The sequence below is a fragment of the Streptomyces sp. Root431 genome (assembly GCF_001426585.1).
Taxonomy (GTDB): Bacteria; Actinomycetota; Actinomycetes; order Streptomycetales; family Streptomycetaceae; genus Streptomyces; species Streptomyces stackebrandtii.
Genome location: NZ_LMEI01000008.1, coordinates 86,972 through 103,971 on the forward strand (window position 1 = coordinate 86,972; position 17,000 = coordinate 103,971).

At 72.5% G+C, this 17,000-nt stretch carries 13 protein-coding genes; 6 read left to right on the forward strand and 7 right to left on the reverse strand.

What is annotated here, in order from left to right:
- Nucleotides 1-243 precede the first annotated feature (243 nt).
- The 4 genes from ASC82_RS11515 to ASC82_RS11530 form a co-directional block, all read right to left on the reverse strand.
- Nucleotides 244-867, reverse strand: a complete 624-nt coding sequence (locus ASC82_RS11515) for a GntR family transcriptional regulator (RefSeq protein ID WP_056645386.1) — start codon at nt 865-867, stop codon at nt 244-246.
- A 140-nt stretch (nt 868-1,007) separates the two neighbouring features.
- Nucleotides 1,008-2,783 carry a 2-oxoglutarate dehydrogenase, E2 component, dihydrolipoamide succinyltransferase gene (gene sucB, locus ASC82_RS11520; protein ID WP_056645390.1) on the reverse strand — a complete coding sequence of 592 codons (1,776 nt, stop codon included), beginning with the start codon at nt 2,781-2,783 and terminating at the stop codon, nt 1,008-1,010.
- Between the two features lie 62 nt (nt 2,784-2,845).
- The gene (gene lpdA, locus ASC82_RS11525) at nt 2,846-4,234 is read right to left on the reverse strand and encodes a dihydrolipoyl dehydrogenase (protein ID WP_056645392.1); all 1,389 of its coding nucleotides are present in this window, start codon (nt 4,232-4,234) and stop codon (nt 2,846-2,848) included.
- Nucleotides 4,235-4,515: 281 nt separating this feature from the next.
- Nucleotides 4,516-6,024, reverse strand: coding sequence for a leucyl aminopeptidase (locus tag ASC82_RS11530; protein ID WP_056645395.1), 1,509 nt, complete (start codon nt 6,022-6,024; stop codon nt 4,516-4,518).
- Nucleotides 6,025-6,338: 314 nt separating this feature from the next.
- Between ASC82_RS11530 and ASC82_RS11535 the strand changes: the two genes are divergently transcribed.
- From ASC82_RS11535 to ASC82_RS11555, 5 genes are read left to right on the forward strand one after another with little or no spacing between them, the layout of a single operon-like run.
- Nucleotides 6,339-8,405, forward strand: coding sequence for a hypothetical protein (locus ASC82_RS11535; RefSeq protein ID WP_056645396.1), 2,067 nt, complete (start codon nt 6,339-6,341; stop codon nt 8,403-8,405).
- Between the two features lie 41 nt (nt 8,406-8,446).
- Nucleotides 8,447-9,979 (forward strand): GT4 family glycosyltransferase PelF, encoded by a 1,533-nt coding sequence (pelF, locus tag ASC82_RS11540; RefSeq protein ID WP_056645399.1) that lies wholly within the window; start codon nt 8,447-8,449, stop codon nt 9,977-9,979.
- Entirely contained in the window at nt 9,976-11,490 is a 1,515-nt protein-coding gene (locus ASC82_RS11545) for a hypothetical protein (protein WP_056645405.1), read from the forward strand. Before pelF ends, ASC82_RS11545 begins: the two co-directional genes overlap by 4 nt.
- A 9-nt stretch (nt 11,491-11,499) precedes the next feature.
- On the forward strand, nt 11,500-12,117 hold the full coding sequence (locus tag ASC82_RS11550) for a spherulation-specific family 4 protein (RefSeq protein ID WP_056645408.1): 618 nt from the start codon (nt 11,500-11,502) through the stop codon (nt 12,115-12,117).
- The gene (locus ASC82_RS11555; RefSeq protein WP_056645411.1) at nt 12,114-12,905 is read left to right on the forward strand and encodes an endo alpha-1,4 polygalactosaminidase; all 792 of its coding nucleotides are present in this window, start codon (nt 12,114-12,116) and stop codon (nt 12,903-12,905) included. Before ASC82_RS11550 ends, ASC82_RS11555 begins: the two co-directional genes overlap by 4 nt.
- Before the next feature lie 15 nt (nt 12,906-12,920).
- On the opposite strand, the gene cobS is transcribed toward ASC82_RS11555, so the two are convergent.
- Complete coding sequence (gene cobS / locus ASC82_RS11560; RefSeq protein WP_079039209.1) at nt 12,921-13,736, reverse strand: adenosylcobinamide-GDP ribazoletransferase; 816 nt, start codon at nt 13,734-13,736, stop codon at nt 12,921-12,923.
- 25 nt (nt 13,737-13,761) lie between these two features.
- Between cobS and ASC82_RS11565 the strand changes: the two genes are divergently transcribed.
- On the forward strand, nt 13,762-14,529 hold the full coding sequence (locus ASC82_RS11565; protein ID WP_056645418.1) for a hypothetical protein: 768 nt from the start codon (nt 13,762-13,764) through the stop codon (nt 14,527-14,529).
- Here the strand turns inward: ASC82_RS11565 and ASC82_RS30360 are convergent.
- Entirely contained in the window at nt 14,466-15,209 is a 744-nt protein-coding gene (locus ASC82_RS30360) for a hypothetical protein (RefSeq protein ID WP_056645421.1), read from the reverse strand. The genes ASC82_RS11565 and ASC82_RS30360 overlap by 64 nt on opposite strands.
- Nucleotides 15,206-16,969, reverse strand: coding sequence for a phosphatidylglycerol lysyltransferase domain-containing protein (locus tag ASC82_RS11575; protein WP_056645424.1), 1,764 nt, complete (start codon nt 16,967-16,969; stop codon nt 15,206-15,208). Before ASC82_RS11575 ends, ASC82_RS30360 begins: the two co-directional genes overlap by 4 nt.
- Nucleotides 16,970-17,000: the final 31 nt, after the last annotated feature.

Here is a 17,000-nt window from a genome sequence, read left to right on the forward strand (position 1 = left end):
CGGGTAGCGGCCCGCCGAAGACTGTAAACCGACGATCGATGATCGATCAAAGGGTTGAAGGGGAAAACCTCTTCAGATCGAGAAAGTCGGCACAGGGTGCCAGGCATCAGGGCACCCGGTGCCTCGATTTCGCCTTGTTTTCCCCTTGTTCTCGCAGGTGGGAGCCGTTGTCTGAGGGAGTGCCCGCACGAATGAGCGGGCCCACCGATGGGTGGACCCGCTCACTGTGCGTACATCTATGGGTCAGGCTCGCGGGGCGCAGCCCAGGACGTGGGCCTTCACGAGCGCCCCGATGTTCGGGTCGCCCCGCCGGAAGGCCTCCACGAGCTCCTGGTGCTCCTCCGCGTACGACTTCTGGACCGTGCCCAGCCAGCGGATCGACAGGGCCGTGAAGACCTCGATGCCGAGCGTCTCCCAGGTGTGCAGCAGCACGCCGTTCCCGGCGGCCTTCACCAGCTCCCGGTGGAAGGCCACCGTGTGCCGCACCTGCGCCGTGCCGTCGGCGGTCGCGTCCGCCTCGTACAGGGCGGCCACGTGCGGCTCAAGGGCCGAGCAGTCCGTCGCGAGCCGCCCGGCCGCCAGCTCGGCCGCGATCTGCTCCAGACCGGCCCGTACGGGGTAGCTCTCCTCCAGGTCGGCCGCGGTGAGATTGCGGACCCGGACGCCCTTGTTGGGCGCCGACTCGATCAGGCGCAGCGACTCCAGCTCGCGCAGGGCCTCGCGGACCGGGGTCTGGCTGACCTCGAGCTCCGTCGCGATCCGGCGCTCCACGATGCGCTCGCCCGGCTTCCAGCGGCCGCTGACGATCCCCTCCACGATGTGCTCGCGGATCTGTTCGCGCAGCGAGTGGACGACGGGGACGGTCATGAAGGCTCCTCGGGGAGTGTTGACCCTTAGACAATACGGCGGCGCCCCCGTCCGGAAACACTTCCGGGCGGGGGCGCCGCAGGTGAGGCTCGTTACGTTGCCGACCGCCGGTCGGCCCTCGTACGGCCTCGCGGAGAGCCTTACAGGCCGAGGTCGACCTCGAACTCGCCGGCCTCCAGGATCGCCTTGACGGCCGTCAGGTAGCGGGCGGCGTCGGCGCCGTCCACCAGACGGTGGTCGTAGGACAGGGCGACGTACGTCATGTCGCGGACCGCGATCGTCTCACCCAGGTCCGGGTGGTTGATGACGACCGGGCGGCGCACCGTGGCGCCGATGCCCAGGATGGCGACCTGGTTCGGGGGCACGATGATCGTGTCGAACAGCGCGCCGCGCGAACCGGTGTTGGAGATGGTGAAGGTCGCACCGGCGAGGTCGTCCGGGGTGATCTTGCTGGCGCGCACGGCGCCGGCCAGCTCCGCGGTCTTCTTCGAGATGCCGGCGATGTTGAGGTCGCCCGCACCCTTGATGACCGGGGTCATCAGACCCTTCTCGGAGTCCACCGCGATACCGATGTTCTCGGTGTCGAAGTAGGTGATCGTGCCCTCGTCCTCGTTGATCCGGGCGTTGATGACCGGGAAGGCCTTCAGCGCCTGGGCCGCCGCCTTGACGAAGAACGGCATCGGGGAGAGCTTGACGCCCTCACGAGCCGCGAACGCGTCCTTGGCGCGGGCGCGCAGCTTCATCAGCTTGGTGATGTCGACCTCGACGACCGAGGTCAGCTGGGCCTGGCCGTGCAGCGCCTTCATCATGTTGTCGCCGATGACCTTGCGCATGCGGGTCATCTTGACGGTCTGACCGCGCAGCGGGGAGACCGCCAGGGCCGGAGCCTTCGCAGCGGCGGCCGGAGCGGCCGGAGCGGCGACGGGAGCGGCAGCGGCGGCCTTCTTGGCCTCGGCGGCCGCGAGGACGTCCTGCTTGCGGATGCGACCGCCGACGCCGGAACCCTTGACGGCCGCCAGGTCGACACCGTTCTCGGTGGCGAGCTTGCGGACCAGCGGGGTCACGTACGCGCCGTCCTCGGCCGGGGCGACCGGGGTGACCAGCGCCGGAGAGATGGACGGGGCGGCCGGCGCGACCGGGGCCGGAGCGGCCACGGGGGCGGCCGGAGCCACCGGCGCCGGGGCGGCGGCCGGAGCGGCCGGAGCCACCGGGGCCGGAGCCGCGACGGGAGCCGGAGCGGCCGGAGCCGGAGCGGCGGCCGGGGCGGCCGGAGCCGGGGCGGCGGGGGCGGCCGGAGCGGCACCCGCGGCACCGATGACGGCCAGCTTGGCGCCGACCTCGGCGGACTCGTCCTCGGCGACGACGATCTCCAGGAGGACACCCGAGACCGGGGCCGGGATCTCGGTGTCGACCTTGTCCGTGGAGACCTCGAGCAGCGGCTCGTCGGCCTCGACGGTCTCGCCGACCGACTTCAGCCAGCGGGTCACGGTGCCCTCGGTGACGGACTCGCCCAGGGCGGGCAGCACGACGTCCGTACCGGCGGCGCCGCCGGCCGGAGCCGCGGCGGGGGCCTCGGCGACCGGCGCCGGAGCGGCCGGAGCGGCGGGGGCCTCGGCCACGGGGGCCGGGGCGGCGACGGGCTCGGCGGCCGGGGCCGGAGCCGCGGCCGGGGCGCCGGTGCCGTCGTCGATGATGGCCAGCTCGGCGCCGACCTCGACCGTCTCGTCCTCGGCGACCTTGATGGAGGCCAGGATGCCCGAGGCGGGGGCGGGGATCTCGGTGTCGACCTTGTCGGTCGAGACCTCGAGCAGCGGCTCGTCGGCCTCGACACGCTCACCCTCGGCCTTGAGCCAGCGGGTGACGGTGCCCTCGGTGACGCTCTCGCCGAGCGCCGGCAGGGTTACGGAAACCGACATGGTTTCAGTTGCTCCTAACGAATTGCGGAAAGTGGTCGTCGCGCCCTGTGATGACGTCAGCGTCAGTCGTGGGAGTGAAGCGGCTTGCCGGCCAGGGCCAGGTGGGCCTCGCCGAGCGCCTCGTTCTGCGTCGGGTGGGCGTGGATGAGCTGCGCGACCTCGGCCGGCAGCGCCTCCCAGTTGTAGATCAGCTGCGCTTCGCCGACCTGCTCGCCCATGCGGTCACCGACCATGTGGACGCCGACCACGGCACCGTCCTTGACCTGGACGAGCTTGATCTCGCCCGCGGTCTTGAGGATCTTGCTCTTGCCGTTGCCCGCGAGGTTGTACTTGAGGGCGACGACCTTGTCCGCGCCGTAGATCTCCTTGGCCTTGGCCTCGGTGATGCCGACGGAGGCGACCTCGGGGTGGCAGTACGTCACCCGCGGCACGCCGTCGTAGTCGATCGGCACGGCCTTCAGACCGGCGAGGCGCTCGGCGACGAGGATGCCCTCGGCGAAGCCGACGTGCGCCAGCTGGAGGGTCGGGACGAGGTCGCCCACGGCCGAGATCGTCGGCACGTTGGTACGCATGTACTCGTCGACCAGGACGTAGCCGCGGTCCATCGCGACGCCCTGCTCCTCGTAGCCGAGACCGGCGGAGACCGGGCCGCGGCCGATCGCGACGAGCAGCACCTCGGCCTCGAAGGTCTTGCCGTCGGCCAGCGTGACCTTGACGCCGCTGTCGGTGTACTCGGCGGACTGGAAGAAGGTGCCGAGGTTGAACTTGATGCCGCGCTTGCGGAACGCGCGCTCAAGAAGCTTCGAGCTGTTCTCGTCCTCGACCGGGACGAGGTGCTTCATGCCCTCGATGACCGTCACGTCGGTGCCGAAGGACTTCCACGCCGAGGCGAACTCGACGCCGATGACGCCGCCGCCCAGGATGATCGCGGACTCCGGGACCCGGTCCAGGGTCAGCGCGTGGTCCGAGGTGATGATCCGGTTGCCGTCGATCTCCAGGCCGGGGAGCGACTTCGGCACGGAGCCCGTGGCGAGGAGGACGTGACGGCCCTCGACGCGACGGCCGTCGACGTCGACGGAGGTCGGGGAGGAGAGGTGACCGGTGCCCTCGATGTAGGTCACCTTGCGGGAGGCGACGAGACCCTGCAGACCCTTGTACAGGCCCGAGATCACGTCGTCCTTGTACTTGTGCACGCCCTTGATGTCGATGCCCTCGAAGGAGGCCTTGACACCGAACTGCTCCGCCTCGCGCGCCTGGTCGGCGACCTCGCCGGCGTGGAGCAGGGCCTTCGTCGGGATGCAGCCGTTGTGCAGGCAGGTGCCGCCGAGCTTGTTCTTCTCGATCAGTGCGACGTCCAGGCCCAGCTGCGCTCCGCGCAGCGCCGCGGCGTAACCGCCGCTACCGCCGCCGAGGATCACTAGGTCGAAAACGGTGCTGGCGTCGTTCGCCACGTCACGTCCTCCATGCATGTGCGCTCGTCGCCGGTCTTCAGTGACCGGGCGGCGGCTGGTGTTCGGCCGCTTTATTTCGGCCCTGTGGTGGGGGCCCTGTCCTGCCGAGAACCCATCTTCGCACTTGTTGACGGATGGCGGGACGCGGGGCCGTGCTCTGAGACGGCCGATCGTCCGTACGGGGGGATCGCCGCAGCGTACGAACCTACGGATTTCGTCGCGAGCGAACAGGGGGCGGCCCCGGGTGCGAGACCCGGGGCCGCCCCCTGTCACGGGTGTGCTCAGAGCTCGCCGTCGGCGGTGAGCTCGGCCAGCCTCACCAGGGTGCGCACCGAGGAGCCGGTGCCGCCCTTCGGGGTGTACCCGTACGGGGCGCCCTCGTGGAAGGCCGGGCCCGCGATGTCGAGGTGGGCCCAGGTGATGCCCTCGCCCACGAACTCCTGGAGGAAGAGACCGGCGACCAGGCCGCCGCCCATCCGGACGCCCATGTTGGCCATGTCGGCGGTGGGGGAGTCCATGGACTTGCGCAGGTCCGCCGGGAGCGGCATCGGCCAGGACTGCTCGCCGACCTCCTCCGCGGCCTCGTGGATCGCGGTGCGGTAGTCGTCGTCGTTGGCCATGATGCCGAAGGTGCGGTCGCCCAGGGCCAGGACCATGGCGCCGGTCAGCGTCGCCACGTCGATGATCGCGTCCGGGTGCTCCTCCGAGGCCTTGGTGAGCGCGTCGGCGAGGACGAGCCGGCCCTCGGCGTCGGTGTTGAGGACCTCGACGGTCTTGCCGCTGTACATGCGGAGCACGTCACCCGGGCGGGTGGCGCTGCCGGACGGCATGTTCTCGGCGAGGGCGAGCCAGCCGGTGACGTTGACGGCGAGACCGATGCGGGACGCCGCGACGACGGCGGCGAACACGGCGGCGGCGCCGCTCATGTCGCACTTCATCGTCTCGTTGTGGCCGGCCGGCTTCAGGGAGATGCCGCCGGAGTCGTAGGTGATGCCCTTGCCGACCAGGGCGAGGGTCTTCTCCGCCTTCGGGTGGGTGTAGGCGACGCGGACCAGGCGCGGGCCGCGGACGGCGCCCTTGCCGACGCCGAGGATGCCGCCGTAGCCGCCCTTGTCGAGCGCCTTCTCGTCGAGCACCTGCACCTTGAGGCCGTGCTCCTTGCCGGCGGCCGCGACGATGGCGGCGAACGACTCGGGGTAGAGGTCGTTCGGCGGCATGTTGATGAGGTCGCGGGCGCGGTTCATCTCCTCGGCCACGGCCTGGGCGCGCTCGGCGGCGGCCTTGTACGCCTTGTCGCGCGGCTTGGCGCCGAGCAGGGCGACCTCGGCCAGCGGCTTCTTCGCGTCCTTGGCGATCTCCTGGTACGCCGTGTAGGCGTACGCGCCGAGCAGGGCGCCTTCCGCGACGGCGGCGGCGTCATCGGCGGAGGAGATCGGCAGCGCGAAGGCGGCCTTCTTCGAGCCGGTCAGGGTGCGGGCCGCGGTGCCGGCGGCACGGCGCAGGACCTCCGCGCCGAAGGACTCGCCGTCCTCAGGGGCGGTGCCCAGGCCGACGGCCAGGACGACGGGGGCCTTGAGGCCGGCGGGCGCGGGCAGCTTCGTCGCCTCACCCTCGGAACCCGAGGCGCCCAGGGTCTCCAGGACGGCGGCGAGCCGCCCGTCGAAGGCCTTGTCGACGGCCTCGGCGCCCGGGGCGACGACGAGCGTCTTCCCGGACTTCGCGACGCCGACCACGAGGGCGTCGGCGCGCAGCGTCGCCGCACCGGCAGTGCTGAGAGTGAGAGCAGTCACGGTGGTGAATTCTCGCTTCCATTGAGTTCTGTGGCGGTCGAGGGATGGGCCGACCGTGCCCGCCGCATCGTATTTCGGCCCGGAGAGCGCCGAGAACGAGCCTACGCTCGCTCACCGCGTTCGCTCACGGCGGCAGTGATTCACTCATCCGTGGTGTCTCTTTCATGTTTACCGTTCAGGCTCGGGGAGCTCGTCCACACTCGCCTCAATCCCGCAAGGGCGACGTACATGCCTTTGCCTCATCTGCATCATCTCCACAGGTCCCGCCGGTCCGGCCCCGGCCCGGACGGGCCTGCCGAGGGGGGACACCACCGATGGACTCCGGCCGAATCCGCACGCCCAGAAACACTCCCCGCACCGCCAGGACCGCGGCCCTCGCCGCCGCCGCGCTGCTCGCCACCGTCCTGCCGTCCGCGCAGGCCGTCGCCGCCCCGACGCCCCGCGTCGACCTGACGGTCCTCGTCGTCGACGACGGCGGCAGCGCCGTCGAGGCCATCACCGCCGAGCTGAAGGGCACCGGCGTCCCGTACCGCAGGATCGACCTCAACGACCCGAACCGGCCGGTCCTCGACACGGCCTTCCTCAGCGACACGCTCGACGGGCGCCCCCGCGCCAAGTACCAGGGCGTCGTCCTGCCCCACGAGAGCGCCTTCGGCCCCGACTCCGCCGAGCACACCGCGCTCCAGGCGTACGAGCGGACCTTCGGGATCCCGCAGGTCGACGCCTACACCTGGTCGCACCCCGGCGTCGGCCTCGACTACACCAACGAGGGCGGCTGGTCCGGCGTCCTCGACGGGACCACGGCCGGCGTCACCGCAGCGGGGAAGACCGGCCCCTTCCGGTACCTCGCGGGGGCGCTCACCTTCGAGGACAACGACCCGTCCATCGCCGAGAGTTACGGCTACGCGGGCCGCCCCCGCGCCGGCTTCACCAGCTACGTCGACATCCCCGTCGAGGGCGGCGGCCGGGCCAGCCTCATCGGCGAGTACACCGCCGACGGGCGCCGCGAGCTCGTCGTGACCTTCGCCTACAACCAGTACCAGCGGCAGTTCCGGGCCCTCGCGCGCGGCATCGTCGAATGGCTCACCCAGGGCGTCCACCTCGGCCAGAGCCGCAACTACCTCTCCGTCCACGTCGACGACGTCTTCGCCCCCGACGCCCGCTGGGACTCCGCGCTCAACTGCACCCCCGGCGACTTCGACTGCGTCGAGGACGACGGCGAGGGCGTCAACCCCATCCGGATGACCGCCGCCGACGCCCAGTACGCCGCCGCCTGGCAGAAGGCCTCCGGCTTCACCCTCGACATGGTCTACAACGGCGGCCAGGGCGAGCAGTGGAAGACCGAGCACGGCGGCGCCGACCCGCTCACCGCGCAGCTCGTCGCGGACCGCGCCCAGTACCGGTGGATCAACCACACCTACACCCACCCCTTCCTCGGCTGCGTCCAGGACAACACCACCGTCCCCTGGCAGTGCGCCAAGGACACCTCCGGCAACACCCTCTGGGTCAGCCGCTCCGAGCTCTCCGGCCAGATCCGCAACAACCACAACTGGGCCGTCGGCAAGGGCATCTCCGTCGACCGCTCCGAACTCGTCACCGGCGAGCACTCCGGTCTGAAGACCCTGCCCCAGCAGCCCGTCGACAACCCGAACCTCGCCGGCGCCCTCGCCGACAACGGCGTGAAATGGACGGCGAGCGACAACTCCCGCGAGCCGCAGCAGCGTTCCGTCGGTACGGGCTCCGCCGCCGCGAAGACCGTGCCCCGCCACCCCATGAACGTGTACTACAACGTCGGCACCGCCGCCGAGATGACCGACGAGTACAACTGGATCTACACCTCCCGCGCCGACGGCGGCAGCGGCATCTGCGAGGACAACCCCCTCTCCACCTGCCTGCCCGCCCCGCTCCCCACCACCACCGGATACGCCGAGCGGATCGTCCCGCAGGAGGCCCGCACGGCCCTCTCCCACGTCCTGGGCAACGACCCCCGGCCGCACTACGTCCACCAGTCCAACCTGGCCGAGGAGCGGCTCCTCTACCCCGTCCTCGACCGCGTACTGGCCGACTACCGGGCCCTGTTCGCGGCCGGCGCGCCCCTGGTGAACCCGCGTCAGAAGGACGTCGGCACCGAGCTGAACCGCCGCGCCGCCTGGGACCAGGCCATCGCCGCCGGAAAGGTCACCGCCTACCGCGTCGGCACCACGGTCACCGTCAAGGCCCCGGCCGGCCTCACCGTGCCCGTCACCGCACCCGAGGGCACCCGCAAGCAGGCCCTGCTCGGCTCGACCGTCTTCGGCACCGCCTACGCGGGCAGCCGCTCGGCCTGGACCACGCCCGAACTGCTCCAGACCGCCGTCACACTCACGCTCCCGACCGCCTGACCAGCACCGTCTGACCAAGCACGTCCTGGGGGGAAACGCACATGCCGAGCAGTGGCCGTCACGTCACCATGCTCACCGAAGGCACCTATCCGCACGTCCACGGCGGCGTCAGCACCTGGTGCGACCAGCTCGTCCGCGGCATGCCGGAGGTGGACTTCGAGATCCTCGCCCTCACCGGCAGCGGCCGCGAGCCCGTCACCTGGGAGCTGCCGCCCAACATCACCCGGCACACCGCGTTCCCCCTCTGGGGACCCCAGCAGGGTCCGGCAGTGCGCCGGGCCCTGCGGGGGCGCGAACGCCGCCGCTTCCTCGACACGTACGAACGCCTGCTCCTCGCCCTCCTCGACCCGGGCGCGGGCTGCGACTTCGGCACGAGCCTGTACGAGCTGGCCGAACTGGCCCGCCAGGGACGGCTGACCACCGCCCTGCGCTCCGAACCGGCGCTGCGCTCCCTCATGTGGATCTGGACCATGCCGCACCTGCCGACGCTTGCGGCCCGGCCCACCGTCCACGACGCGCTCACCGCCACCGACCTGCTGGAACACGCCCTGCGCCCGCTCGCCGCCCGGATAGCCACCGGCAGCGTGGCCCACGCCGTCTCCAGCGGCCTCGCCACGCTGCCGGCCCTCGCCGCGCAGCACTTCGAAGGGGTGCCCTTCCTGCTCACCGAACACGGCATCTACCTCCGCGAGCGCTACCTCGGCTACCGCACCGACGCCCAGCGCTGGCCCGTCAAGGCCCTCATGCTCGGCTTCTACCGCGAGCTCAACACCCTCGGCTACCGCAAGGCCGACCTCATCACCCCCTGCAACCAGTACAACCGGCGCTGGGAGGAGCGCGGCGGCGCCCCCGCCGACCGCATCCGCACCGTCTACAACGGCGTCGACCCGGCCCTCTTCCCCGAGGCCGGACCGGAACCCGAGACCCCCACCCTCAGCTGGTGCGGGCGGGTCGACCCCATCAAGGACCTGGAGACCCTGATCCGGGCCTACGCGATCAGCCGCGCCGAACTCCCCGAGCTGCGGCTGCGGTTGTTCGGCCCCGTCCCCGCCGGCAACGAGGACTACCGCACCCGCCTGGAGAAGCTCGCCGCCGAACTGGGCGTCGCCGACGGGATCACCTTCGAGGGCCGCGTCTCCGAGGTGCCGCGCGCCTACGCGGCGGGCAGCGTCGTCATGCTCTCCTCCATCAGCGAGGGCTTCCCCTTCTCCCTCATCGAGGCCATGTCCTGCGGCCGGGCCACCGTCTCGACGGACGTCGGAGGCGTACGGGAGGCCGTCGGCGACACCGGGATCGTGGTCCCGCCCCGCGAACCGGCCGTCATGGCCGCCGCCGTCACCGAACTCCTCAGGGACGGAGCCCGGCGCGCCGAACTCGGCCGCCTGGCACGGCAGCGGGTCATCGACCGGTTCACCCTCAACCGCTCCGTGGACGGCTTCCGCCGGATCTACCGCGAGCTGGCCGGCGAACGCCCCGCCCCGAGCCCCCGCCCCGCCCCGAAGGCGTGGACGATCCGCATCCCCGCCCCCCGCCGCACGCCCACCGCACTCGTCGCAGGAGGCACCCCGGCATGAGCGGCTCCCTCTGGCTGAAACCCCCGACCGCGCAGACCCCGCTCCCGGCGATCCCCCGCCCCCGGCGGGAGGACCCGACGCCCACGCCCCCCGGCCCCGCCGCCGACGACCTCGCCGCCCCCGGTTCCGTCACCGACGGCCTCGCCGTCCCCGTTCCCGCCGTCCCCGTTCCCGCCGCCCCCGGCCTCGCCGTCGACCCCCTCGACGTCCTCGCCGAGCGGCTCGACCCCTTCGTCGCCGTCGCCGTGCACCCGGACGAGATCGCCGCGCTCCTCGAATCCGACGGCATGACCGACGACCACATCCGCCTCACCTACGGCCGCGCCGACTCCTTCGCCCTCGCCGAGGACCTCTACGCGCGCGGGGAGCGGCGCCACCCCGCACCGGAGGCGCCGGACACCGGACCCTGGCACGGCGAGCTCGCCGGCTGCCTCCTGCGCGGCCTCGTCTTCGCGCTGCCCGGCCTCGCCTACGTCCTCGCCGCGCCGCTCCTCGCCGGGGAGCACGGCCGGTTCGGGCTCCCCGGCGGAACGGTTCCCCTGCTCGCCGGGGCCGTCACCGGCTGGGTGTGGAACCAGGCCCTGTCCCACCGCGCGTACACCTGGCTCGGCCTCGGCGACCGCCCCGCCGCCGCCCGGGCCCTGCTCACCGGCGCCCCGGCGGGCGCCCTCGCCGGATCGGCCGTCGCGCTCGCGGCCGCGGGACCCGGCGAGATCCCGGCGGCCCTCTTCGCCGCCGGCCAGTCGCTCTACCTCGCCGCCGCGACCGTCCTGCTGGTCCTCGGCCGCGAACGGGCCCTGCTCTGCGCCCTGCTGCCGCTCGCCGGAGCCGTCCCCGCCTTCCGCTGGGACCTGCCCGACCTCCTGCGGGCCGGGCTCCTCCTCGCCTCGCTCACCGCCGCCGTCGTCTTCGCGGCGCTCGTACTCCGGCCGGGCGTGCGGCGCGGGGCCGCCGGCCGGAACGGGCCGCCGCGTGCGGCCTCCCTCCCGTACGGACTCTTCGGCCTCGGCAGCGGACTGCTCGTCCTCCACGCGGGCATCGGCGACAGCCTCGTGAGCGGCGCCGGGGCGGTCGTCGCGCTCACGCTCTCCATGGGGCCGGCCGAGTGGCTGCTGCACCGCTTCCGGGGCGAGAGCCTGGCCCGGCTGCGGACCCTCACCACGGCCCGCGCCTTCCGCAGGGCGGTCACCGGCACCCTCGTCCTCTGCCTGGGCGGCTACCTCACCGTCCTCGTCGGCCTCACCCTCGCCGCGACCCTGGCCTGGCCGGGCGCGCCCTGGCCGACGCTCCCGCGCCTCGTCTCGCTGCTCCTGATCGGGACCGTGCTCTGGCTGGGGCTGCTGCTCCAGGCCTTCGGTGCGGTGGGGAGCGCGGCGGCCGTGTGCCTGATCGCCGCGGCGGCGCAGACCGCGATCCCCGCGGCGGGCCCGGCGGCGACCGGGGGAGCGGCGGCGCTGCTCGCCGTCCTCACCTGTGTTCTGCTGGTACGACCGACCGCCCACCGCGCGTAAGGGGGGACCGTGACGCCTTCCCTCCTGGTGCCGTACTACGAGCACCCCGCCGACCGCCCCGAGGCCTGGTCGGCCCTCGTCGCCGCCGCGCCCTCGCTCCACGGCGTCGTCCTCAATCCGGCGAGCGGCGCGGGCGAGGCGCCCGACCCCGCGTTCGCCGAGGCGTCCGCGCGGCTGCGGGAGGCCGGCGTCCGCGTCCTCGGGTACGTCGACACCGCCTACGGCCGCCGCCCGCACGCCGAGGTCGTCGCCGAACTGCTCCGGCACCGGGACTGGTACGGCGCCGACGGCGCCTTCCTCGACCAGGTGACGACCGCGCCCGGCGGCCTCGCCCACTACCGGCGGATCGCGGTCGCGGCCCGGGCCGCAGGGGCCGCGACCCTCGTCCTCAACCACGGGGCCCACCCGGACCCGGGGTACGAGGAGTTCGCCGACCTCCTCGTCACCTTCGAGGGCCCCTGGGACACGTACCGGACGCTCGACCTCCCGGTCGCCCCGCACTACTGCCACCTCGTCTACGCAGCCCCGCCCGGGGTCCGCCCGGCCACCCCGGTGCACTGCGCGGTCCCCGGCACGGGCGCGCACCCCTGGGGCACCCTGCCGCACCTCCTGGAGCCCGCCCGATGAGACGTCTGCTGCCCCTGCTCGCCGGCCTGTTGCTGCTGGCCACGGCCTGTACGACGGGCCCGGAGCCGGATCCGAAACCCTCACCGGAGGACCGCTGGCGACCCAAGCCCGGCCTGGCCTGGCAGTGGCAGCTCAGCGGCCGCCTCGACCCGACGGTCGACGTCCCCGTCTACGACATCGACGGCTTCGACCACCCGGCGTCCACGGTGCAGGACCTGCACGCCCGCGGCCGCAAGGTCATCTGCTACCTCTCCACCGGCGCCTGGGAGGACTTCCGCCCGGACGCGGCCCGCTTCCCGAAGTCCGTCCTCGGCAAGGGCAACGGGTGGGAGGGCGAGCGCTGGCTCGACATCCGCCGCACCGACGTCCTCGAACCCCTCATGGCGAAGCGGCTCGACATGTGCCGGGACAAGGGCTTCGACGCCGTCGAGCCCGACAACATGGACGGCTACCGGAACCGCACCGGCTTCCCGCTCACCGCCGCCGACCAGCTCCGCTACAACCGCCTCATCGCCCGGCTCGCCCACGACCGGGGCCTCGCGGTGGGCCTCAAGAACGACCTGGACCAGATCCCGCAGCTGCTCCCGGACTTCGACTTCGCGGTCAACGAACAGTGCGCCGAGTACGACGAGTGCGGCCGTCTGGCCCCGTTCGTGGCGGCCGGCAAGGCCGTCTTCCACGTCGAGTACGAGCTGGAGGCCCGCGACTTCTGCCCCCAGGCCAGGAAGCTGGGGCTCAGCTCGATGCAGAAGCGGTACGAGCTGGGGGTGTGGCGCAAGCCCTGCTAGGCCTGCCGGGGCCCGCTAGGAGGTTCCCCCCAGGGTGAGCGCCGCCAGCGCCACCGTCGCCGCCGTCTCCTCGACCGCGCCGAACACGTCCCCCGTCACCCCGCCGAAGCGCCGCACGCACCGGCGCAGCAGCAGCGCCGCCGCGCACAGGGCCGCGCCGGCCGCCAGGACGTTGCGGACCGCGTCGTACGGGGAGAAGAGGAGGCCCGCGCCCGCGCAGGCCACCAGGACGAGCGCGGTCGCGAGGGTCGCGGAGCGGACCGGGACCGTCTCCGCGACGATCGCGCCGAGGCCCTCGGGCCGGGCCGCGGGGACGCCGTGGCGGGAGGCGTGGGTGAGGGCGAGGCGTGCGACGGTCGCGGCGAGGGCGGCGGCGACCGCGCCGTGCGCCCAGCCCTCCTCGTACAGCCGGGCGAGCGCGGCGACCTGCGCCAGCAGGACGAGGAGCATCGTGATGACGCCGAACGGCCCGATGTCCGACTGCTTCATGATGCGCAGCGCGTCATCGGCGGGCTTGGCGCTGCCGAGGCCGTCCGCCGTGTCCGCGAGCCCGTCGAGGTGGAGGCCCCGGGTGAGCAGCGCGGGGACGGCGGTGGCGACGACGGCCGCGAGGAGCGGCCCCGAGCCGAGCAGCAGGAACGTCCCGCCGAGCGCGGCGGAGCTGAGGCCGACGACGAGACCGGCCAGCGGGGCGCAGAGCATGCCGGCGCGCGCCGCGTCCCGGTCCCAGCGGGTGATGCGGGCGGGAAACACGGTGAGGGTGCCGAAGGCGAAACGCAGGCCGTCCATCCGGGCAGGGTAATCGTCGCCCCCGGACGGTAGATTGCGCATAACGCTCAAATCGGAACGGGGTGGCATGGGTCACTGGTTCACCCGGAACATCGTCGAGCCGGGCAAGCTCCCCATGCTGCTCGCTCTGACCTCCTTCGTCCTGACATTCCTGGTCACGCGCACCGTCACCCGGCTCATCAGGGCGGGGAAGGGCCCCTTCAAGAACGTCTCCTCCGGAGGGCTCCACATCCATCACGTCGTGCCCGGCGTCGTCCTCACCGTCATCGGCGGCTTCGGCGCGGTCGGCAGTGGCCGGCACGGTCTCGGCGCGGCGCTCTTCGCCGTCGTCTTCGGGATCGGCACGGGGCTCGTCCTCGACGAGTTCGCGCTGATCCTCCACCTCGACGACGTGTACTGGTCGGACCAGGGCCGCAAGAGCGTCGAGGTGGTCGTGCTCACCGCGGCCCTCGTCGGGCTCACCCTGAGCGGCTTCTCCCCGCTCGGCGTCGACGACATGACCGCCGACGAACGCCAGGACCGGGCCACCTTCCTGCTCACCCTGGCGGTGAACTTCCTCTTCGTCCTGATCGCCCTGGTGAAGGGGAAGTTCCGGATGGCCGTGCTCGGGACCCTGATCCCGTTCGTGGCGATCGTCGGAGCGGTCCGCCTGGCCCGCCCCGGCTCCTGGTGGTCCCGCCGCTTCTACGGGCGCCGGCACAAGGCCCGCGCCCGCGCCCGCATCCGTACGTACCGCCACGACAAGCGCTGGACCAAGGTGCGGCGCCGTGCTCAGGACGTGATCGGCGGCTTCCAGGAGCGGGTCCCTGGCAGGGGCTCCACCCCGCCGTCCTGACCCGGACCCCTGCCCGGTCCCCGGCCCCGGCCCCGCTCACGCCAGGCCTGGACGCCGATCAGGACGAGCACGCCCGCGATGGCGGCCAGGTGCTCCTTGCCCGCCAGGTTCGGCTTGATGATCACCTCGACGACCATGGCGACGACCACCGCGCCCCCGGTCCACCACGCCCGGTAGCGCCAGCAGACGTAGACGGCGAGGCCGACCACGGCCGCCGACGGGCCGGTGTCGACCACCTGCGCGTCGGACGCGGGCAGGCCGAACGGGGTGCCCGGCCCGAGAGCGATGCCCACGCGCGCGTACAGCGTCCCGCAGAGCGTGGCCAGATAGGCGACGCCGAGCGTCCGCCACCGCCCGACGCAGATCTCGGCGATCCCGAACACCAGCAGGACCTGCGCGAGGGCGCCCCAGACGGGCAGGTCGAGCGCGGGGACGAACAGCGACAGCGGGGTCCGCAGCAGGGACAGCCACAGCGGGTCCTCGGCGCGCACGGAGCCGATGTTCTGGACGGGCTGATAGCCCCAGTCCTGGTTCTGCACGAGCTGGAAGAGGGCGGTCAGACAGACGGCGGCCAGCGTCATCGGGACCGCCCGCCACCTCCGTACGACGATGCCCTGCCGCACGGTGCCGAACAGCGGCCCCCACTCGCGGCGCGCGAAACGCGTGACGGAGCCGCTCAACGCCCGCTCTCCAAGTGCTTGCGGTGCAGCCACTTCGGCAGCCCGGGGGCTTCGAGGAACCCCTCGGCCCGGCCGGCGGCGAGGCCGATGCGGAGCAGGTCGGCGCTCTTCTCGAAGAGCATGAATCGGGGCTCCCAGATCGGTCGGTACTTGGCGTTGGCGCGGTACAGCGACTCGATCTGCCACCAGCGGGAGAAGAAGCTGAGCAGCGAACGCCACATGCGCAGCACGGGTCCCGCCCCGAGCTTCGAGCCGCGTTCGAAGACGGAGCGGAACATCGCGAAGTTCAGCGAGACCTGCGTGATCCCGATCTCCTTGGCGCGCTGGAGGAGCTCGATCACCATGAACTCCATCAGGCCGTTCTCGGAGTCCCGGTCACGGCGCATCAGGTCCAGCGAGAGCCCCTTCGGGCCCCACGGCACGAAGGACAGCACCGCCCGCAGCTCCCCCTGCCCGTCCGTGCACTCCAGCATCACGCAGCGCCCGTCGCGCGGATCCCCGAGCCGCCCGAGCGCCATCGAGAAGCCCCGCTCGGTCGCCCCGTCCCGCCAGTCGTCGGCCTTGCGGAGCAGCTCGTCCATCTCGTCGGCGGGGATGTCCTCGTGGCGCCGGATACGGACCTCGTAACCGGCCCGCTTGACGCGGTTGAAGGCCTGCCGGACCGTCCGCATGGCCCGGCCGTCCAGGGTGAACTCGTCGGTCTCCACGATCGCCTCGTCGCCCAGCTCCAGGGCGTCCAGGCCGTGCCGGGCGTAGATGACCCCGGCCTCCTCGCTCGCGCCCATCACGGCCGGGATCCAGCCGTGCTCGCGGGCCTCCGCCAGCCAGGGCTCGATCGCGCCGGGCCAGGCCTCGGGGTCGCCGATCGGGTCGCCGGAGGCGAGCGAGACCCCGCCCACCACCCGGTAGGCGATGGCGGCCTTCTCGCTCGGCGACCACACGACGCTCTTCTCGCGGCGCAGCGCGAAGTAGCCGAGCGAGTCGCGGTCCCCCTGCTTGTCGAGCAGGATCCGCAGCCGCTCCTCGTCCTCCTCGGTCAGCGGGTCGGTGGCCCGGCGGGAGCGGAAGGCGGCGAAGAGCACCGCGAAGAGCAGCAGCGTGGAGAGGACGTTGATGGTGACGTCGACCCAGCCCGGGGTGGTGATCCCGGCGAACCGCGAGTCGTCCGAGGCCAGGGTGATCAGCCGCATCACGCCGTACCGCCAGCGCTCCAGGAAGGTGGAGTGGGCGGTGGAGGTGTTGGTGACGGTGACCAGGACCGCGGCGAGCAGCGAGGTGACGAGCAGTCCGCCGACCGCGACGACCGCGGCGAGCCACGGGTTGGAGCGGTCGCCCTTCGCGTAGAACTCCCTGCGGCCGAGCAGCAGCGCCAGGACGAAGGCGGCGGTCAGGGCGAGCGAGATCCAGTTCTGGGCGTGCTGCCGGATCTCGGGGAAGACCATGACGACCGCGAAGAGCAGCAGGAACAGCCCGCCGAGCACCAGGTTGAGGATCCACGCTGCCCGCTTGCGGCGCCGCATGGTGATCGCCAGGAAGAGCGTGAAGACGCCCGAGGCGAAGCCCGCGGTGAGCATGTACGGGGTGAAGTAGTTGTCCTCGTTGTGGCGGCGCAGGTCCTGGCCGAACGAGACCCAGACAGCGCTCAGGAAGTTGATGAACGTGACGGCGCGCAGGTACCAGACGGCGAACGCGGCGCTCCGCCGCGAACGCACGGTGGAGCCTCGGGGTGTTGCTTCGGCAGACAAGCGGACTTCTCCCATGAAAAGCGATCATATGGGGCATCACTTGTCG